Source organism: Streptomyces sp. NBC_00019 (genome assembly GCF_045041015.1).
Lineage (GTDB): Bacteria > Actinomycetota > Actinomycetes > Streptomycetales > Streptomycetaceae > Streptomyces.
This window is the reverse complement of the sequence record NZ_CP108302.1, coordinates 3,312,153-3,331,568: the sequence shown is the minus strand read 5'-3', so window position 1 is coordinate 3,331,568 and position 19,416 is coordinate 3,312,153. Positions and strand designations below refer to the sequence as shown.

Annotated in this window: 12 protein-coding genes; 7 read left to right on the top strand and 5 right to left on the bottom strand. The window is 71.0% G+C overall.

Annotated elements, in window-relative coordinates; translation table 11 throughout:
- Window positions 1-4 precede the first annotated feature (4 nt).
- Window positions 5-3,370 carry an AfsR/SARP family transcriptional regulator gene (locus OHU89_RS15855; protein WP_405643358.1) on the top strand — a complete coding sequence of 1,122 codons (3,366 nt, stop codon included), beginning with the start codon at window positions 5-7 and terminating at the stop codon, window positions 3,368-3,370.
- Window positions 3,371-3,391: 21 nt separating this feature from the next.
- Here the strand turns inward: OHU89_RS15855 and OHU89_RS15850 are convergent, their stop codons facing one another.
- The 3 genes from OHU89_RS15850 to panB form a co-directional block, all read right to left on the bottom strand.
- Complete coding sequence (locus OHU89_RS15850; RefSeq protein WP_405643355.1) at window positions 3,392-4,222, bottom strand: ABC transporter permease; 831 nt, start codon at window positions 4,220-4,222, stop codon at window positions 3,392-3,394.
- Entirely contained in the window at window positions 4,219-5,244 is a 1,026-nt protein-coding gene (locus OHU89_RS15845) for an ATP-binding cassette domain-containing protein (RefSeq protein ID WP_266893312.1), read from the bottom strand. The genes OHU89_RS15850 and OHU89_RS15845 overlap by 4 nt, the downstream gene beginning before the upstream one ends.
- Before the next feature lie 273 nt (window positions 5,245-5,517).
- Window positions 5,518-6,384, bottom strand: a complete 867-nt coding sequence (panB, locus tag OHU89_RS15840; RefSeq protein WP_266893313.1) for a 3-methyl-2-oxobutanoate hydroxymethyltransferase — start codon at window positions 6,382-6,384, stop codon at window positions 5,518-5,520.
- 217 nt (window positions 6,385-6,601) lie between these two features.
- On the opposite strand from panB, the gene OHU89_RS15835 reads away from it, so the two are divergent.
- The 6 genes from OHU89_RS15835 to OHU89_RS15810 all read left to right on the top strand — a co-directional run bounded on the left by OHU89_RS15835 (window position 6,602) and on the right by OHU89_RS15810 (window position 15,192).
- Window positions 6,602-8,197 carry an MFS transporter gene (locus OHU89_RS15835; RefSeq protein WP_405643351.1) on the top strand — a complete coding sequence of 532 codons (1,596 nt, stop codon included), beginning with the start codon at window positions 6,602-6,604 and terminating at the stop codon, window positions 8,195-8,197.
- 207 nt (window positions 8,198-8,404) lie between these two features.
- Window positions 8,405-9,007 carry a TetR/AcrR family transcriptional regulator gene (locus OHU89_RS15830; RefSeq protein ID WP_405643349.1) on the top strand — a complete coding sequence of 201 codons (603 nt, stop codon included), beginning with the start codon at window positions 8,405-8,407 and terminating at the stop codon, window positions 9,005-9,007.
- A 187-nt stretch (window positions 9,008-9,194) separates the two neighbouring features.
- Entirely contained in the window at window positions 9,195-10,244 is a 1,050-nt protein-coding gene (locus tag OHU89_RS15825; protein ID WP_266893316.1) for an endonuclease/exonuclease/phosphatase family protein, read from the top strand.
- Between the two features lie 86 nt (window positions 10,245-10,330).
- A complete protein-coding gene (locus tag OHU89_RS15820) occupies window positions 10,331-11,557 on the top strand; it encodes an MFS transporter (RefSeq protein ID WP_405643347.1) in 1,227 nt (408 codons plus the stop codon).
- 399 nt (window positions 11,558-11,956) lie between these two features.
- Complete coding sequence (locus OHU89_RS15815) at window positions 11,957-13,471, top strand: ABC transporter substrate-binding protein (protein ID WP_405643344.1); 1,515 nt, start codon at window positions 11,957-11,959, stop codon at window positions 13,469-13,471.
- Window positions 13,468-15,192, top strand: a complete 1,725-nt coding sequence (locus OHU89_RS15810; RefSeq protein WP_405643342.1) for an ABC transporter permease subunit — start codon at window positions 13,468-13,470, stop codon at window positions 15,190-15,192. Before OHU89_RS15815 ends, OHU89_RS15810 begins: the two co-directional genes overlap by 4 nt.
- Before the next feature lie 24 nt (window positions 15,193-15,216).
- On the opposite strand, the gene OHU89_RS15805 is transcribed toward OHU89_RS15810, so the two are convergent.
- Both OHU89_RS15805 and OHU89_RS15800 read right to left on the bottom strand, forming a co-directional pair.
- The gene (locus OHU89_RS15805) at window positions 15,217-17,262 is read right to left on the bottom strand and encodes an NAD(+) synthase (protein ID WP_405643340.1); all 2,046 of its coding nucleotides are present in this window, start codon (window positions 17,260-17,262) and stop codon (window positions 15,217-15,219) included.
- 75 nt (window positions 17,263-17,337) lie between these two features.
- Window positions 17,338-19,284: a protease pro-enzyme activation domain-containing protein gene (locus tag OHU89_RS15800; protein WP_405643337.1), complete on the bottom strand. Its 1,947-nt coding sequence runs from the start codon at window positions 19,282-19,284 to the stop codon at window positions 17,338-17,340.
- Between the last annotated feature and the right edge of the window lie 132 nt (window positions 19,285-19,416).

Genomic DNA, 19,416 nt, shown 5'->3' with positions numbered 1-19,416 from the left:
GACAATGGACCCCGTGCGCTATCGCATCCTCGGCACCACCCAGGTACTCCGTCCCGACGGCACCCCGCTCCCCGTCGGCGGCGCGCGGCTGCGTGCGCTGCTGACCGTGCTGGCGCTGCGGCCCGGCCGTACGGTCGCCGTGAGTCTGCTGGTCGACGAGGTGTGGGACGGCGACCCGCCCGCCGACGCGCAGGGCGCGGTGCAGGCGCTGGTGGGCCGGCTGCGGCGGGCCCTCGGCGCGGACGCGGTCGCCTCCGCGGACGGCGGCTACCGGCTCGTCGCCGCATCCGACGACATCGACCTGCACCGCTTCGACCGGCTGACCGGCGAGGGCACGCGCGCGCTCGCCGACGGCGACCCCGCGAAGGCGGCCGGCGTCCTCGACGACGCCCTCGCCCTGTGGCGCGGCCCCGTCCTCGCCGACCTGCCCGACCGCACCGCCGAGGCGGCCCGTTGGGAGACCCGGCGCCTGGACGCCCTGCGCGCCCGCCACACCGCCGCCCTCGCCCTCGGCCACGCCGACCAGTCGCTCCCGGAACTGACCGCGCTGTGCGACAGCCACCCGCTGGACGAGCCTCTCCAGTCCCTGCGCCTGCGCGCCCTCCGTGACGCGGGCCGTACGGCCGAGGCGCTGGCGGCCTACGAGGACGTACGACGCGTGCTGGCCGAGCAGTTGGGGGCGGACCCCGGGCCGGAACTTCGGGCGCTGCACGGGGAGTTGCTGCGACCGGGGGTGTCCGGCGGACAGGGCTCGGGCGCGGCTGGTCCGGCCGTTTCCGCAGCAGACGTCGACAGCGACCAGGGCTCGCGGGCGCCCTTCGCCGAGCCCGCTTCCGCAGGCACCGAGCCCGCTCCCCTCGGTAACCTCCGTGCCCGCCTCACCTCCTTCGTCGGCCGTGAGACCGACATCGAGGCGATCCGCGGCGACCTCGCGGCGGCGCGGCTCGTGACCCTGCTCGGGCCCGGGGGCGCGGGGAAGACGCGGTTGTCGCAGGAGGCGGCCGAGACCGTGCGGTACGCCGCGCAGGACGGGGTGTGGCTGGCCGAGCTCGCTCCGGTCGACGATCCGGACGGGGTGCCGGATGCCGTGCTGACCGCCGTCGGCGCCCGGGAGACCGTGCTGTACGGCGCCGGCGCGGAGGCGATGCGGGCCGGGAACGAGCGGCACGCCGACCCCGTCGAGCGGCTCGCGGAGCACTGCGGCAAACGCCGGATGCTGCTGATCCTCGACAACTGCGAACATGTCGTCGACGCCGCCGCCCGGCTCGTGGAGGAGCTGCTGGCGCGCTGCCCGCAGCTGACGGTGCTGGCCACCAGTCGTGAACCCCTGGGCGTACCGGGGGAGTTGCTGCGGCCCGTGGAGCCGCTGCCCGAGCCCGTCGCACTGCGGCTGTTCGCCGATCGCGGGGCCGCGGCCCGGCCCGGGTTCCGGGTCCAGGCCGACGAGGAGACCGCCGCGGCCTGTGCCGAGATCTGCCGGCGGCTGGACGGACTACCCCTCGCCATCGAGCTCGCGGCCGCCCGGCTCCGCATGCTGACGCCACGTCAGATCGCCGACCGGCTCGACGACCGCTTCCGGCTGCTCACCTCCGGCAGCCGTACCGTCCTGCCCCGCCAGCAGACCCTGCGGGCCGTCGTCGACTGGTCCTGGGAACTGCTCGACGAGGACGAACGGGACGTGCTGCGGCGGCTGTCGGTCTTCGCCGGCGGCTGCGACCTGGCCGCCGCCGAGGCCGTGTGCGGGCCCGTCGCGCTGGAGGCGCTGGGCTCGCTCGTCGACAAGTCCCTGGTCGTCGCCGCGCCTTCGGGCGAGCGCGGCGACATGCGCTACCGGCTCCTCGAGACCGTCGCCGAGTACGCGGGTGAGCGGCTCGACGAGACCGGTCGGCGCGGGGAGGCGGAGCGTGCGCATCTGACGTACTACCGCGAACTCGCCCGCACCACCGACCCGTTGCTCCGCGGACCGAGCCAGCTCCTCGCCATCGAACGGCTGGAGCGCGAGTACGAGAACCTGCGCACCGCCCTGCGGCACGCCATTGCCGAGCGTGACGAGCAGGAGGCGCTCTGCCTGGGGCTGTCGCTGGCCTGGTACTGGCAGCTGCGTGACGTCCGTATCGAGGCCCGCAACTGGTACAGCGAGATCATGACCCTCGGCCCCGACCCGTTCACCGAGCCGGTGCGCCGTGCGGCCCCGGTCCACCAGCGCTGCACCGACTCCCCGCCCCCGCTGACCGGCGAGCTCCTCGCCGAGGCCCGGCGCGGTATCCACCTCTCCCATCTGGCCTGCATGGACACGGAGTTGGACGCCTGGGAGACCCCGCAGGCCAAGGAGAAGCTGCGCATCATCACCGAGGTCTACGAACCCGGCCTGCCGCAGGTCTGCCGTCCCCCGGGCATGCTCTGGTTCTACGCCGTGATGCTGAGCGGCGGCGCGGAGCAGCTGTCCGGGATCCTCGACGCCGCCGTCCGCACCTGCCGTGCGACGCCCGGGACCGAGTGGGAGCTCGCCGGCACCCTCCAGATCCGCGCCAACATCCTCGCCAACCGGGCCGACTGGGCGGGCGACGCGGCCCGCGACGCCGACGAGGCGCTGGAGATCTTCCAGACCCTGGGAGACGCGTGGGGCACCGCGGAGGCACTGTCCGCGCGCGGTGAGGCCCGGGAGCGCGCGGGCGCCTGGCTGGACGCCGCCGCCGACTACGAGGCGGCCATGGAGCAGGCCGACCGGCTCGGCGCCCGCGCCCAGAACGCGGTGCTCCGCGCCCGGCTCGGCAGCGCGCTCATGGAGGCGGGCCAGAGCGAGCGGGCCGAGCAGATTCTGCGCGAGGTGATCGCTCAGCAGGAGGGCGGGGTCAACGGGGCCCTGCCCGCCGCTCGGATGTTCCTCTCCGCGCATCTCGCCTTCACCGGCCGGACCACGGAGGCACGCGAGCAGCTGCGGCTGCTGCGCGCGGAGTTCAACATCGCCCACTTCGTCGTCTTCGACGCGTTCATCCTCGGCTCGGAGGCCTGGCTGGAGGCGGCCGACGGCTGCTACGAGGCCTGTCTGGACAAGGCCCGGCAGGCCCTGGACAAGGCCGACGACCCGCTGTCCGAGGCCATCGCCCCGTTCATGCGACCGCTGTACCTGTCGATCGCGGCGATCGCCGTGGCCGCACCCGAGGGCAGGAACAGGCCCCGAGACGCGGCCCGCATCCTCGGGGCCGCGCGGGCGATGCTGCCGCGTGGCCATGTCGCGACTTCGATAGAACGCGAGACGTACAGCCGGGCCGAGCGCCACGCACGCGCCGGGCTCGGCGACGAGGCGTTCGAGGCGGCGCTCGCGGAGGGCGGCGGCCTCTCCCCCACGGAGGCCACCGCCCTGATCTGACGCGCACCGACGAAGTGAACGTCAGCTCTTGGTCTTGAACTTGTGGATCGCGACCGGCGCCATGATCGCCGTGATCGCCACCGACCAGGCGAGCGTCACCCACAGGTCGTGGGCGACCGGGCCGCCCACCATCAGTCCGCGCGCGGCGTCGGCGAGCGTGGACAGCGGGTTGTAGTCGGTGAAGGCCTGCAGCCAGCCCGGCATGGAGCCGGTCGGCGCGAAGATCGACGAGCCGAACTGGAGCGGGAACAGCACCAGGAAGCCCATCGCCTGCACGGACTGCGCGCTCTTCATGATCACGCCCAGGGTGAGGAACACCCACATGATCGACGAGGCGAACGCGGTGGACAGGGCCACGGTGGCGAGCAGTCCGGTCCAGTTGGTGATGTCGAACCCGACCAGGACGGCGACGATCATCAGCACGGCGGTCGCGAACAGCATCCGCATCAGTTCGACGGAGATCTTCGCGAAGAGCACCGAGCCGCGTCCGATCGGCAGGGACCGGAAGCGGTCCATGACACCGGAGTTGAAGTCCTGGCTGAAGCCGGTGCCGACGCCCTGCGAGAGCGTCATGCTCATCATCGCGATCATGCCGGGGATGACGTACTGCACGTACTGGTCCTGCCCGCCGCCCAGCGCCTGCCCGATCGAGCCGCCGAAGACGAACACGAACAGCAGCGTGAAGATGACCGGCATCAGCAGCGCGTCGGCCATCGACTCCGGGTCCTGGCGGATCCAGAGCAGATTGCGGCGGATGAGGGCGCTGGTGTGCCGCAGATGCCCGCGCAGCGGAATGCGGACGTCGTCGGAGACGGAGGTGGAGACGGGTGTGGTGACGGTGGCGGCGCTCATACGGCGACCTCCTCGCGGTCGTCGGCGGGCACGGCGTCCTGGGGAGCACTCGCGCGGTGGCCGGTGAGGGACAGGAACACCTCGTCCAGGCTGGGGAGTTCGGTGGTGATGGAGGAGATCGTGACGCCGCGCGCGGTGACCGCGCCGACCACCGCGGTCAGCTGCTCGTCGCTGAGGATCGGCACCAGGAGGGAGCCGGCGTCGGGGTCCACGGTGGTGGTGGCGAGGCCGGTGATGCCGAGACCGTCGAGGAAGGAGGCGAGCGGCCGCAGCTGCAGCGGGTCCACGGGCCGTACCCGCAGGGCCCGCCCGCCGACCTTGGCCTTCAGCTCCTCGATGCCGCCGCCGGCGATGACCTTGCCGCGGTCGACGACGGTGAGCTCGTCGGCCAGCTGCTCGGCCTCCTCCATGTATTGCGTGGTGAGCAGGACGGTGACCCCGTCCCCGACCATCCGCTTGACCTCGTCCCACACCTCGTTGCGGGTACGGGGGTCGAGACCGGTGGTCGGCTCGTCGAGGAAGAGGACGGCGGGCCGGCCGATCATGGACGCGGCGAGGTCGAGGCGTCGCCGCATACCGCCGGAGTACGTGCTCGCCGGCCGCTTGGCGGCCTCGGTGAGCGAGAAGCGCTCCAGCAGTTCGTCGGCCCTGCGGCGGGCCTCCTTGCGGGGCAGATCGAGCAGCCGCCCGATCATGTACAGGTTCTCCCAGCCGGGGAGCTTCTCGTCGACGGAGGCGTACTGGCCGGTGAGGCCGATGACCCTGCGCAGCTGGCGGGGCTGCCGTACGACGTCGTAACCGGCGACGGTCGCCTGTCCGGCGTTCGGGGCGAGAAGGGTGGACAGGATGCGGACGAGGGTGGTCTTCCCGGCCCCGTTGGGCCCGAGCACCCCCATCACGGTCCCCTCCCGCACATCCAGGTCCACACCGTCCAGCGCCTTGGTGTCGCCGTAGTGCTTCACCAGCCCCCGCACGGTTACGGCGATGTCGGCGCCGTTGGGGTTCTTGTCGATTCGCGTCATGGGGATGACGGTGCCAGCCCCGACCGACAGACCACCGACAAGTCACCGACACCACCGACAGCCGACCGACAAGCGCCCCCAGACCCCTGCTTCGGCCCTGAAGGGGCCTCGTCGTCAAACGCCGGACGGGCTGGAAACCTGGACCGGCGTCAGTAAATCCAGCCCCTCCGGCGCTTGAGGAGTGGGGTTGAAGGGGCGGCGGGGGCGAGGAAAACGGCAGCAGCCCCGCCGGCGGGGGAAGATCGGCGGGGCTGCCCTGGTGCCACAGTGGCTCTAGTGGACGCTGTGCTCCTCCAGCGGGAAGGTGCCTCCAACCACGTCCTCCGCGAACGCCTTCGCCGCGTTGCCCATGACCTCGCGCAGGTCGGCGTACTTCTTCACGAACTTCGGGACCCGGCCGGCGGTGAGACCCAGCATGTCGGTCCACACCAGGACCTGCGCGTCCGTCTCCGCCCCGGCCCCGATGCCGACGGTCGGGATGTGCAGCGACCGGGTCACCTCGGCGGCCAGCTCGGCGGGGACCAGTTCGAGGACGACCGCGAACGCGCCCGCGTCCTGCACGGCCTTGGCGTCGCGCAGCAGCTGCGCGGCCGCCTCCTCGCCACGGCCCTGGACGCGGTAGCCCATGGCGTTGACGGACTGCGGGGTCAGACCGATGTGCGCCATCACCGGGATGCCGGCCTCGACCAGCAGCCGGATCTGCTCGTACGACCGCTCGCCGCCCTCGAGCTTGACCGCGCCGGCCCCGGCGTCCTTGATCAGCCGGGTGGCGGACCGGAGCGCCTGTACGGGGCCCTCCTGGTACGAGCCGAAGGGGAGGTCGGCGACGATCAGGGCACGGGAGGTGCCGCGGACCACGGCCGCCGAGAGCATCGTCATCTCGTCGAGGGTGACGGGCACGGTCGACTCGTACCCGAGATGGCAGTTGCCCGCGGAGTCGCCCACGAGCATGACCGGGATGCCGGCCTCGTCGAAGACGGACGCGGTCATCGCGTCGTACGCGGTGAGCATGGGCCACTTCTCGCCCCGCTCCTTGGCGAGAGCGATGTCGCGAACAGTGATACGGCGTGTGCCCTTCCCCCCGTACAGCGCTTTGCTGCCGTCGGAGGGCTTCGTCTGGGCAGCCGAGAGCTGCGTCATGGAACTGCTCCTTACACGTCATCTCGAGGCGCCCTTACGGCGTCCCCGGATCACCTCCATGGTGGCACTTCGTGTCACGCTCGGCCAGAGGGGGGCGGGGGACTTGGGTCACGCCTCGAGCGACGTAAGTCCGGGGCCCTAGGGCTCTTCTTAAGGTCTCCGTAAAGAATTCCGATACGAGACGGTGTCGTATCGAAATAGGTCTAGGGTCGACCGTATGACTTCTCCTGCCGACCCTGCCCTCCCCGGCTCCCGCATCCCGGAAGCCGTGCACCGGCGCCGCTGGGCGATCCTCGGCGTGCTGATGCTGAGCCTGTTGATCGTGGTGCTCGACAACTCGATCCTGAACGTCGCGATCAAGACGATCTCCACCCCCGCCCCCACCGGCCTGGGCGCCACCCAGAGCGAGCTGGAGTGGGCGATCAACGCCTACACCCTCGTCTTCGCGGGGCTCCTCTTCAGCGCCGGTCTGCTGGGAGACCGGCTCGGACGCAAGAGGGTGCTCCTCGGCGGGCTCGCCGTCTTCGGTCTCGGGTCCGCCCTCGCCGCCACCGCCGGGTCGCCGACCGAGCTGATCGCGTTCCGCGCGGTGATGGGCCTCGGCGCCGCCTTCGTGATGCCCGCCACCCTCGCGGTGCTCATGAACGTCTTCGAGCGTGAGGAGCAGCCCAAGGCCATCGGTATCTGGGCCGGTGGAGTCGGGCTCGCCATCGCCATCGGGCCGATCACCGGCGGTGTGCTTCTGGATCACTTCTGGTGGGGGTCCGTCTTCCTCATCAACGTGCCGATCGTGATCATCGCCGTCGCGCTGATGATCTGGCTCGTGCCCGACTCCCGGGACCCGAACCCCGGCCGTATCGACCCGATCGGTGTCGTGCTGTCCGTCGTGGGCCTGGTTCTGCTGGTCTACGGCATCATCAAGGGCGGCCAGCTCGCGGACTTCACGGACGCGACGGTGCTGTCGACGATCGGCGCGGGTCTTGCCGTACTCGTCGCCTTCGTCGTCTTCGAGAAGCGCAGCAGCCATCCGTCCATCGACGTGACGTACTTCAAGAACAAGGCCTTCTCCGCGGCGATCGCCGCCATCGCGCTGGTCTTCTTCGCGCTGATGGGCGTGACCTTCTTCTCGGTGTTCTACACACAGAGCGTGCGCGGGTACTCGCCGCTGGAGACCGGTCTGCTGATGCTGCCGCTGGCCGCCGCCCAGATGATCTTCGCGCCGCGGGCCCGGCTGGTCGTCGACCGGTTCGGCAACAAGGCCACCACCACGGCCGGACTGCTCATCATCGCCGCGACGCTCGCCGCGTTCGCCGGGTTCGAGGCGGACACGCCGATCTGGATCCTGGAGGTCGTGTTCTTCCTGATGGGTGCCGGCATGGCGCACATCATGACCCCGGTGAGCGTCGTCATCATGCAGGCCCTGCCCCGCGAGAAGGCCGGCTCCGCCTCCGCCCTCAGCAACACCTTCCGCCAGGTCGGCGGCGCCCTCGGTATCGCCGTCCTTGGCTCGGTGCTGTCCACGGCGTACCGCAACGGCATCGAGGACAAGCTCGACCTCCTCCCGGCCGGGCTGCGCCACACCGCGGGCGAGTCCATCGAGGCCACCCTCGGCGTCGCCGACAAGCTCGGCCCCCAGGGCAATGCGCTCATCGTCCCCGCCCACAACGCCTTCCTCCACGCCATGCACATCACCGCCCTGTGGGGAGCCGGCGTCGCGGTGGTCGGCGCGATCGTGGTCGCCGTGTTCCTGCCGGGCAAGCCGCCGGCCGCCCAGAAGGACGAGGAGGGACGGGAGTTGGTGGCGGCGGAGTAGGAGACGCCCCTCCGGGGTGCCGTTCCCGGTTCTCCCGGTCGCCGCTTCGGTCGTCCGGCAGGTGCGACCCTGGCCGGCTCCCCGGTGCGGCACCCGGCGGGGGACAATCGTCCCAGGACACAGAAGGGATCCAGCGACGTGAGCAGCCTCGCCGAAGGTCAGCCCCGGCAAGCGGGCCCCGTGCGGGGTCGGCCCCGTAGTGAGGCCGTGGAGCGTGCCATCGTCGAGGGTGTGATGAAGCTGCTGGAGGAGGGGGTGCCGCTCGCGGAGCTGTCCATCGAGCGCATCGCCCGTACCGCCGGCGTCGGCAAGGCGACCATCTACCGCCGCTGGAGCGGCAAGGAGGAGCTGTTCGTCGATGTCGTCCGCAGCGCCGAACCCCCGGATCCCGAACTCCCCGGCACCTCCATGCGCGACGACCTCGTCGTCCTCCTGGAGTCGCTGCGGCAGCGCGGACTGGTCAGCCGTTCCTCGGTGATCCTGCACAACGTGCACGCCCAGATGAAGAGCAGTCCGAAGCTCTGGGAGGCGTACCACAACCTCGTCATCGCGCCCCGGCGCAGGCTCGGGATGGAGGTTCTGCTGCGGGGTCAGGCGAACGGCGAACTGCGCCAGGACGTCGACATCGAACTGCTCAACGACATCTTCGTCGGCCCCATGTTGCTGCGTTCCGTCATGCGCCCCGACGCCGACCTCCCGGACGGCCTGTCCGAACAGATCGTCGACACGATCCTTGAAGGACTGAGCCCCTTGGACCCGGAGGACCTACGGCCCGTCAGCTCACCGACCGTCAGTTCGGCGGCGTCGTAGCCCTACTGTGCGCGTTTCGTCACAGAGGGCGCTTTCTGCGTCCGTGCACGGAACTGGCGGCGCCGACTTGTTCGTGCTCGTACGGGTACGGCCGTCATCGGACGGCGAGATCGGAACCGATCATCCCCTAGGGTCTTGAGACACGGGGGGACGGACGGATGCACGGCGGGCAGTGAGGCGACGCGGTATGGCGCAGCAGGCGTACATGGAGGAGACGGACAACGGCGGCTCGGGACCCGAGCGCCAGAGCTCCAGGTTCCGGCGCCTGCTCGACCGGCTGCTCACCGGATGGCGCGGCGACCCGAGAATCTGGCGCCGCGGCCTGGTCGTCGCCGCGCTGGCGGTGCTCCTCGCGCTGGTGATGCTGCTGCACTCGCGCATCCCCAACCGCATCGGCAACCTCGGCAGCCTGATCGAGACCTTCCTGCCCTGGCTGGGCTTCTTCGTGCCGGTGCTGCTGGTTCTCGGCGTCGTACGGAAGTCGGTGACCGCCCTGATCGCCGTGCTGCTCCCGGCGGTCGTCTGGCTCAACCTCTTCGGCGGTCTGCTCACCGACAAGACCGGCTCCGGCGGCGATCTCACGGTGGCCACCCACAACGTCAACGCCGACAACCCCGACCCGTCCGGCACCGCCCGCGACGTGGCCGCGTCCGGCGCGGACGTGGTGGCGCTGGAGGAGCTGACCGCGGGGGCGGTGCCGACGTACGAGAAGGCGCTGGCGGCGACGTACAAGTACCACTCGGTGCAGGGCACCGTCGGGCTGTGGAGCAAGTACCCGCTGACCGGGGTCGAGCCCGTCGACATCAAGCTGGGCTGGACGCGCGCCATGCGCGCCACGGTGGCCACGCCCGAGGGGCAGCTCGCGGTCTACGTCGCCCACCTGCCGTCGGTCCGGGTGAAGATGGAGGCCGGGTTCACGGCCCGCCAGCGCGACAAGAGCGCCGACGCGCTCGGTGAGGCCATCGCCGACGAGCCGTTGCAGCGGATCGTGCTGCTCGGCGACCTCAACGGCACGATGAACGACCGCGCCCTGAACGCCGTCACCTCCCAGATGCGCTCCACGCAGGGCGCGGCCGGCAGCGGGTTCGGGTTCAGCTGGCCGGCGTCGTTCCCGATGGCGCGGATCGACCAGATCCTGGTGAAGGGTGTCGAGCCGGAGAGCTCGTGGACGCTGCCGGAGACGGGGAGCGACCACCTTCCGCTGGCTGCCCGTGTGAAGGTCGACACGTCTTCCTGACCGCATGGAATACTGAGCCCGAGAGGCTTTGTTCCGCAGGTGAACATAAGTACTGCGGAACTACCCCTGAAAGGCACAGGCACTTCATGCCCCTGGCCCTGCTCGCCCTGGCCGTCGGCGCCTTCGGCATCGGCACCACCGAGTTCGTGATGATGGGGCTGCTGCCCGAGGTCGCGGACGATCTCCACATAGCCATCCCCACCGCCGGGCACCTGGTCTCGGCGTACGCCCTGGGCGTCGTGATCGGCGCCCCGCTGCTGGCCGCCGTGACCGCCCGGATGTCCCGTCGTACGGTCCTGATCGGCCTGATGGCGCTGTTCATCGTCGGCAACGCGGCCTCCGCCTTCGCCCCCGACTACCACTGGCTGCTCGCCGCCCGGTTCCTGAGCGGCCTGCCGCACGGTGCCTTCTTCGGTGTCGGCGCGGTCGTCGCCACGGGGATGGTCGCGCCCGAGCGCAAGGCGCGGTCCGTGTCCCTGATGTTCCTCGGTCTCACCGTCGCCAACGTCGCGGGCGTGCCGGTCGCCACGCTCATGGGGCAGCACCTCGGGTGGCGGGCCACGTTCCTCGGTGTCAGCGCGATCGGGCTGGCCGCGATCGCGGCCCTGGCCTCGCTGATCCCGCACGACCGGGTGGTCGCGGGCTCCGGTGCCGGGCCGCGTGGTGAGCTCGCGGCGCTGAAGTCCCTTCCCGTCTGGCTGGCGCTCGGTACGACCGTCGCGGGCTTCGGGGCGCTGTTCGCCGCGTACAGCTACGTCACGCCGATGCTCACCGACTCCGCCGGGTTCGCCGACGGGAGTGTGACGCTGTTGCTCGCGCTGTTCGGGGTCGGGGCGACGGTGGGGAACCTGGCGGGCGGGCGGCTGGCCGATCACGCGATGCGGGGGACGTTGTTCGGGGGGCTGGTCTCGCTGGTCGTGGTGCTGGCTCTGTTCCCTGTTCTGATGGGTGCGCAGTGGAGTGCCGGGGTTGCCGTGGTGCTGCTCGGTGTGGCCGCCTTTGTCACGGGGTCGCCGCTTCAGCTGATGGTCATGGAGAAGGCCTCATCGGCGCCGTCCTTGGCTTCCTCCGCCAATCAGGCTGCCTTCAACCTGGCGAACGCCGGGGGTGCGTGGATCGGTGGGGTCGCGTTGGCCGCGGGTTTCGGGGTGACGTCTCCGGCGGTCGCGGGCGCGTTGCTCGCGGTGCTGGGGCTGGGGGTGGCTGGGGCCGCCGCTGTCGTGGATCGGCGGCGGGTGGTTGTGCCGGGGAGTGGGCGGGAGCGGGTGGTTGCGTCTCACCTGCCTGAGCGGGTGGAGAGTGCGCGGATCTGACGGGTGGGGGTGCGCCTCGATGCCTGCGGCGGCCTGTGCGGCTTCGGTGGGGGTTCGCGTTGCGCACTACTGGTCGTTGGGGGTCGGTGCCGCACCGGGGGGTGTCCGTCCTCGGTCGGGCGGTGCTGTTCTTCTGGGGTAGTGCTCTTGGTTGGGCGCCCGACGCTGCGGGCGGACACCCCCCGGTACGTCCCCTCCTCGCCGTTGCGCGAGCGCGGGTGCGTCCCGTCTGGGGGCGGTGCGGCGGTGCGGGTGCGGTCCGGTTGCGGTGGGGTGGTCTCAGTCGTTGAGAATTCATCTACCCGGTGAGAGTTCGGTAAGGCTTGCCTTATAAGGTGGCGGGGTCCCCTGCTGCCGTGCGCGGGGCGTGAATGTCTCCCGTACGACAGGAATCCCCCCATGCGCTCCACCCCTCGCCGTCTGTTCTCGGCACTTGCCCTCGCTCCCTTGCTGACCGGCTGTTTTGTGTCGGGTGAGGACGGGGTGGACGCCGGCGGCTCCGGTGCTCGGTTGAAGGTCGCTCTCGCGGTGCCGCCGGTGCAGGCGCTGTCGCCGTACAGCAATGACGCCACCGTGCTGAGCAAGCTCTCCGTGGCCGAGGGGCTCACCGCGCTGGACGAGGACGGGGTCGCCGCGCCCGCGCTGGCCAGGTCCTGGAAGCAGAAGAACACCACCACCTGGGTCTTCGAGCTCCGTGAGGCCACCTTCCAGGACGGCACCGAGGTCACCGCCGAGTCGGTCGTCAACGCCCTCGACCATGCCGATGAGGCGGAGACCAAGCCCCGCGTCCTGAGCGACGTGACCCTGACGGTCAAGGCCGAGGACGCCGACACCGTCACGATCAGCACCAGGACCGCCGATCCGGTGCTCCCGCTGCGGCTCGCCAGTCCCGCCCTCGGGATCCTCGCCGCGAAGGCGTATGCGAAGGACGGCAGCGTCAGCCCTGTCGGCACCGGGACCGGGCCCTTCGAGATCACCGCGCTGACCGGCAAGACCAAGGCCGCCCTCGACCGGTACGACGGCTACTGGGGCGGCAAGGCCAAGGCGTCCGGCATCGACGTGACCTGGATCGCCGACGGCACCGCCCGTGCCAACGCTCTGCGCAGTGGTGATGTCGACATCGCCGAGTGGATCCCCACCGCGCAGGCGAAGCTCCTAGACGAGGACACCCGGCACGAGGTGCCCTCCGTGCGGACCGACAGCCTGATCCTCAACACCGGCAGCGGCATCTTCACCGACGCCTCGCTGCGGGCCGCCGCTCGTGAGGCCGTGGACGGGTCCGCCCTCGTCGACTCCGTCTTCGGTGGGTACGCCGATCCCGCCCAGGGTCTGTTCGGGCCGGCCGTCTCCTGGGCCGCCGACAAGCGGGTGGAGGTGAGCGGCCGAGTTGACGCCGCCACGGTCGCTCAGGTGGAGGGCAGGACCGAGGGCAGGACCCTGCGCCTTGCCACCTACACCAACCGTTCCGAGCTTCCCGAGGCCGCGAGCGTGCTCCAGCAGCAGTTGGAGAAGGCCGGGTTCACCGTGAAGCAGGACGTGCGCGAGTACACGCAGATGGAGGCCGATCTGCTCGCGGGCAAGTACGACGCCCTCGTCTTCTCCCGGGTGACGCTGCTCGACACCGGTGACGCGGTCGCCTATCTCGCCAGTGACTTCACGAGTGACGGTGTGTACAACATCGCCGGGCTGAAGGACGCCAAGGTCGACCGGGCCATCAAGTCAGCCGCTGTGGAGGGTGACTCGGCCACGCGGCAGCAGAAGGTCATGCGGGCCGAGGCGGAGATCCTGCGCACCGACGCCGTCGTGCCGCTGGTCCATGAGCAGGCCGTGCAGGGCATCGCCGCCGATGTCGAGGGCGTACTCCTGGACCCGCGCGAGCGCTCGCTGGTCGACCTCGACACGCACCTGAAGTGAGAGACGGTCGCCTTCGCGCCGCCGGCGGCCGCCTGGTCGCCGGCGCCGTGCTGCTCACGGCCGTCGCCCTGCTGCCCTGGCTGTCCCGGACCGACCCCGCGCTGACGGTGCTGCGGGCCCGCTCCGCCGAGCAGGACCCGACGCCGGCCCAGCTGGCCGCCGTACGCGAACAACTCGGTCTGGACGACGGGCCGTCGGCTCATCTCGTGGACTGGCTGGGCGGGCTGGTGCGCGGGGACGCGGGGACGTCGTGGGTGTCCGGTGAACCCGTCGGGGCGCAGCTGAGCACCGCCTTCGCGGTGTCCGTCACGCTGATGCTCGGCGCGCTCGCGGTCACGGCCGCGGTGGCCGCGATGGTCTGTGCCCGGACCGTGTATCTCGGTTCCCGGCGGCGGTTGCGGAAGGCGCGGACCGGTGCCGGGGCGGCCGTCCTGGCCGCGCTGCCCAAGTTCCTGCTCGCCTCCGTGCTCGCCACCGTGTTCGGGGTGTGGCTGGGCTGGTTCCCGTCCAGTGGGTGGGAGGGGCCGCAGGCGATGGTGCTGCCCGCGCTCGCCCTCGGTGTACCGTCCGGGGCGATGATCGGCGGGCTCCTGGACCGGTCGTTGCCCGCCGCCTTCCAGGAACCCTGGGCGCGTACCTGGTACGCCTCCGGACTCCCGTCCGGCGCCATCGCCCGCACCGCGCTGCGCCGCGCCCTGTCCGGGGTACTGCCGCAACTCCTGCCGACCGTCGTGGCGTTGGTCGGCGGCGCGGTCGCCGTGGAGCAGATCTTCAACATCCCCGGCCTCGGCCGCCTCGCCCTGGACGCCGCCAAGGCCCAGGACCTCCCGCTCCTGCAGTCCGCGACCCTTGTCCTGATCCTGCTCGGCGTCACCGCCGGCCTTCTCGTGCAGGCACTGCGCCGCGCCCTCCTCGGCCCCGCCCTGCGCGACGGGGCCCTGCCCGCGCTCGCGGTGCCCGTGCTCCGGCGGCCGCGCTCGCTGCCCTGGATCGCCGGGTTCTGTACGGCCGTTCTGCTCACGCTGCTGGTGGCAGGGCTGCTGCGCGACCCCCTGAACGTCGACACCACCGCCCGGCTGCTGTCGCCTTCCCTCACTCACCCGCTGGGCACCGACGCCCTCGGCCGCGACCTGCTGGCCCGTCTAGGCCACGGAGCGCTGCGCACCGCCGGGGTGGCTCTCGCGGTGACCGCCGTCAGTGTCGTGACCGGCCTTCTGCTCGGCACGGCCACCCGGGTGGGCACCGGCCTGACCGAGGTGGTCTCGACCCTCCCGGCCGTCCTCGCCGGGCTCCTGACCACCGCGGTGACCGGGCCGTCGGTCTGGGGCGCGGCCCTCGCGGTGTGCCTGGTCGGCTGGAGCCCGTACGCCGCCCAGACCGCGGCGCTCATCGAGGAGGAACGGGCGAGCGGCCACCTGCTGGCGTCCTTGTCGTTCGGTGCCGGTCCGCGCTATCTGCTCCGCCACCACTACGTACCCGCGGCGCTCCCGGGCGTCCTGCGCAACGCCCTCCTGCGCCTGCCGACCACGGTCCTCGTCCTGGCCTCGCTGGGCTTCCTGGGCCTGGGCGAACAGCCGCCGACCCCGGAGTGGGGCCGGCTGCTGTCGGAGAACCAGCCGTACGTCGAGCTGGCGCCGTGGACGGTGCTGGGACCGGCGGGGGCGCTGGTGTTGTTGTCGGTCCTGGCGGTGTCGGCGTCGGCGTACGGGCGCAGACGGTGACGATGGGATGCCGGACCGGGCAGGTCAGCCGGACAGGTCGAACCGCTCCAGGTCCCGCAGCCACGCCCTTGCCGAACTGTCCGACGGCGCCCGCCAGTCACCTCGCGGCGACAGCGAACCGCCCGCCGACACCTTCGGTCCGTTCGGCATCGCCGACCGCTTGAACTGCGCGAACGCGAAGAACCGGCGGCAGAAGACCTCCAGCCACTTCCGGATCTCGGCCAGGTCGTAGGACCCGCGCTTCTCCTCGGGGAATCCCGGCGGCCAGGCGCCGGTGGCCGTGTCGTGCCAGGCGTGCCAGGTCAGGAACGCGATCTTCGACGGCCGGAAGCCGTAGCGCAGTACGTGGAACAGCGTGAAGTCGTGCAGCGCGTACGGGCCGATCTTCGACTCCGTGGACTGCATCTCCTCACCCGGCACCAGCTCCGGACTGATCTCCGTGTCGAGGATCGCGGAGAGGATCTTGCCGGTCTCGTCGTCGAACTGCCCGCTGCTGATGACCCACCGGATCAGATGCTGGATCAGCGTCTTCGGCACACCGGAGTTGACGTTGTAGTGGCTCATCTGGTCGCCCACACCGTACGTGGACCAGCCCAGCGCCAGCTCCGACAGATCGCCGGTGCCGAGCACGATGCCGTTGTGGTGGTTGGCGAGCCGGAAGAGGTAGTCGGTGCGCAGGCCGGCCTGCACGTTCTCGAAGGTGACGTCGTAGACCGGCTCGCCGGAGGCGAACGGGTGGCCCATCTCCTTGAGCATCAGACGCGCGGTGGGCGTGATGTCCAGCTCGGCCGCGGTGACGCCGAGCGAGCGCATCAGGGCGTGGGCGTTGTCCTTGGTGTGGTCGCTGGTGGCGAAGCCGGGCAGGGTCCAGGCGAGGATGTCGCTGCGCGGGCGCCCGGCGCGGTCCATCGCACGGGCGGCGACGATCAGGGCGTGCGTGGAGTCGAGGCCGCCGGACACCCCGATGACGACCTTCGGGCCGCCGATCGCGGCGAGGCGCTGCTGGAGGCCCTCGACCTGGATGTTGTAGGCCTCGTAGCAGTCCTGGGCGAGGCGGTCGGCGTCGGCCGGTACGAACGGGAAGCGCTCCAGGCGACGGCGCAGTCCCAGATCGGTGAGGGGCGGGTCGAGTTCGAAGGCGACCGTCCGGAAGTCGGCCGTCCGCGCCTTGTGGGTACGGCGGTTGTCGTCGAACGTGCCCATCCGCTGCCGCTCCTGGCGCAGCAGGTCGAGGTCCACGTCGGCGATCGCGTACGAGTCGCCGAGCGGGAAGCGCTCGCTCTCGGCGAGCAGTACGCCGTTCTCGTAGATCATCGTCTGGCCGTCCCAGGACAGGTCCGTGGTCGACTCGCCCAGGCCGGCCGCCGCGTAGACGTACGCGGCGAGGCAGCGGGAGGACGCCGAGCGGCACAGCAGCTTGCGGTCCTCGGCGCGGCCGACCGTGATCGGGCTGCCGGAGAGGTTGACGAGGAGGGTCGCACCGGCGAGGGCGGCCTCCGCGCTGGGCGGTACCGGGACCCACATGTCCTCGCAGATCTCGGCGAAGAGCACGAGACCGGGGACGTCCGCCGCCTCGAAGAGCAGGTCCACACCGAAGGGCACATCCGAGCCGCCCACCCGGATCGTCCCGCCGCGCTCGTCCGCGCCGTCGGCGATCTGCCGGCGCTCGTAGAACTCCCGGTAGTTCGGGGGGTACGACTTGGGCACGACGCCTAGGATCCGGCCGCGGTGGATGATCACCGCGCAGTTGTAGATCCGGTTGCGGTGCCGCAGCGGGGCGCCGACTACGAGGATCGGCAGCAGGTCGGCCGAGCCGGTCACCACGGTCGCGAGGGCCGCCTCGACCTCGTCGAGCAGTGCGTCCTGGAGCAGCAGGTCCTCGATGGAGTAGCCGCACAGGACCATCTCGGGGAAGACCGCGACGGCGACGCCCTCCTCGGCACACCGGCGTGCGTGCCGCAGGACCGATTCGGCGTTGGCGGGCGGGTCGGCGATGACGGTGTGGCCCGTACAGGCGGCCACGCGTGCGAACCCGTGCTGATAGATCGACCAGAAGTTCAGTGGAGGCACGGGTTCAGTGTAATCGTCAGAGCGACGCGATGGGGTGGCGCAAGGTGTACGTCACCTCACGCCACCCCATCGGTCTCAGTGGCGGCGGAACGATTCGACGTAGCCGTTCGCGGGCGTACCCACGCCCGTGACGTCGTCGTAGCCCTTCACGGCGGACAGCGAGCTGTCCTTGCCGAGGGAGCGGACCGACGTGGTCAGACCGTCCGTGGCGTCGTAGCCGTTGACGAAGTCAACGCGCGCGACGGCGAGTTGGCGGCCCGTCGGGTTGTCGGTGACGTCGTGGTAGGCCTTCGTGCCGTACTTGGCGTAGATCGACGGGTTGGCGAAGCCGATCGCCTTGCCGCCGCGCGCCTCCTGGGCGAGGGCCTGGACGGCCGCGATGACCGGCGAGGCCAGCGAGGTGCCGCCGATGCGGTACTCGCTGTACGACTCGGAGCCGTCCGCCTGGGTCTGCGTCTGGCCGACCAGGAAGCCGGTGTTCGGGTCGGCGATCGCGGAGATGTCCGGGACGACGCGGTTGCCGGCGGCGTTGTTGGCCTTGGCGAGCGCGTCCGGGACGACACCCTTCTGGTAGGAGGGCTCGGCGACCGTCTTGCTGGTGCCGCCGCCCGCACCGGAGGTGAACGCGCCGGGGAAGGCCGTCCAGCTCTTGCCGTCCGCGGACAGCGTGGCCTTCTCGGTGCCCCAGCCGGTCTCCCACAGGTACTTGTCGCCCTTGCCGACGGCCAGCGAGGTACCGCCGACCGCCGTCACCCACGCCGAGTTGGCCGGGGTGTCGACCTGCTTCGTCCCGGTGTTGGCGACCTCGTCGCCGTTGTCGCCGGAGGAGAAGTAGAAGCCGATGCCCTCGACCGCGCCGAACTGGAAGACCTGGTCGTAGGCGGCCGCGAGGTCCGGCGTCTGGTTGGCCTCGATGTCACCCCAGGAGTTGGAGACGAGGTCGGCCAGGTGCTTGTCGACGATCTTGCTGAGGGAGTCCAGCAGGTCGTCGTCCATGCAGGACGAGGCGCCCACATAGGTGACGTTCGCGTCCGGCGCGACCGCGTGCACGGCCTCGACGTCGAGGGTCTCCTCGCCGTACCAGCCGGAGGCGTCGCACTCGTCGGCGCCGGTGTACCTGTAGTTCTTGGGCAGCACCTGGGACAGCTGGCCGGTCTTCCAGGCGGGGTCGCCGTGCTTCTTCGCGTAGGTCTGCGCGTCGAAGGCGATGGTCGGCGAGGCGAACGCGTCGGTGATGGCGACGCGCACCCCCTTGCCCGTATACGAGCCCGCGCCGTACGCGGCCCGCAGCTGCTTGCCCGTGTAGCCCTTGATGGCGTACGGGATCTTGCCGCCGTACGCGTCGGGCAGGGTGCTCGCGGTGTTCGAGCCGTAGTACGACGAGAACGGTCCCGCGTTCTTGAACACGGCGCCCGGACCGGGCAGTTGGTCCTTGTGGCTCGCCCTGTGCGGGGCGTTGTCCAGGCCGGTGACGGTCAGCACGGCGCCGTTCAGGCTCTCCGGTGCGGAGGCCGTTTTCGACGGGGCACGGTAAGTCTTGGAGCCCTTGGCGTAGTTGTGCAGCTGGGTGCCGAACGCCTTCTCGGCGGCGGCCACGTCACCGGAGACGGAGACGTAGTGCCGCGTGACACCGGTGACCTTCAGGCCCGCGGACGCCAGCCACGACTTCACCGCGGCCACCTGGGCCTTCGTGGCACCGAAGCGGGCCTGCGCCTGCTGGGCGCTGAGGTACTTGCCGTACGACGCCGAAGCCGGGTCGGACACGGACTTCGCGTACGCGGCGAGGCCGGTCGCATCCCGGCCGGCGAGGTAGACCCGGGCGGAGACCTGCGAACTGTCGGCGGTGGCGCCCTTGTCGGCCTTGGCCGTGGCCCACGCCGGCCTGGTCCCGGCCAGCGTGTCCCGTGCCGGGCCGTCCGCGGCGTGCGCCGCGGGTATGCCGAGCGCCAGCGCGCCGGCGATCATGGGCAGTGTCGCTGCCATGCTCACACCGGCACGCAGAGTGGCGCGGTTGGATCTCATGGAACCCCCTGTATGCGGTTCGTCTCGAGTGGATCACTCGACGGTGGCCACTCTTTCGATGAACCGTTCATGCCAGGGGAATACGAGTCCCAAGAAGACCCCAATTAACCTAATGACAAGGCCATTTGAGGG

Excerpts from the sequence above, each read along its gene's own strand:
- OHU89_RS15850 (WP_405643355.1), bottom strand. The coding sequence starts at position 4,222 with ATGAGCGCCGCCACCGTCACCACACCCGTCTCCACCTCCGTCTCCGAC.
- OHU89_RS15845 (WP_266893312.1), bottom strand. The coding sequence starts at position 5,244 with ATGACGCGAATCGACAAGAACCCCAACGGCGCCGACATCGCCGTAACC.
- panB (WP_266893313.1), bottom strand. The coding sequence starts at position 6,384 with ATGACGCAGCTCTCGGCTGCCCAGACGAAGCCCTCCGACGGCAGCAAA.
- OHU89_RS15835 (WP_405643351.1), top strand. The coding sequence starts at position 6,602 with ATGACTTCTCCTGCCGACCCTGCCCTCCCCGGCTCCCGCATCCCGGAA.
- OHU89_RS15800 (WP_405643337.1), bottom strand. The coding sequence starts at position 19,284 with ATGAGATCCAACCGCGCCACTCTGCGTGCCGGTGTGAGCATGGCAGCG.
- OHU89_RS15855 (WP_405643358.1), top strand. The coding sequence starts at position 5 with ATGGACCCCGTGCGCTATCGCATCCTCGGCACCACCCAGGTACTCCGT.
- OHU89_RS15825 (WP_266893316.1), top strand. The coding sequence starts at position 9,195 with ATGGCGCAGCAGGCGTACATGGAGGAGACGGACAACGGCGGCTCGGGA.
- OHU89_RS15820 (WP_405643347.1), top strand. The coding sequence starts at position 10,331 with ATGCCCCTGGCCCTGCTCGCCCTGGCCGTCGGCGCCTTCGGCATCGGC.
- OHU89_RS15815 (WP_405643344.1), top strand. The coding sequence starts at position 11,957 with ATGCGCTCCACCCCTCGCCGTCTGTTCTCGGCACTTGCCCTCGCTCCC.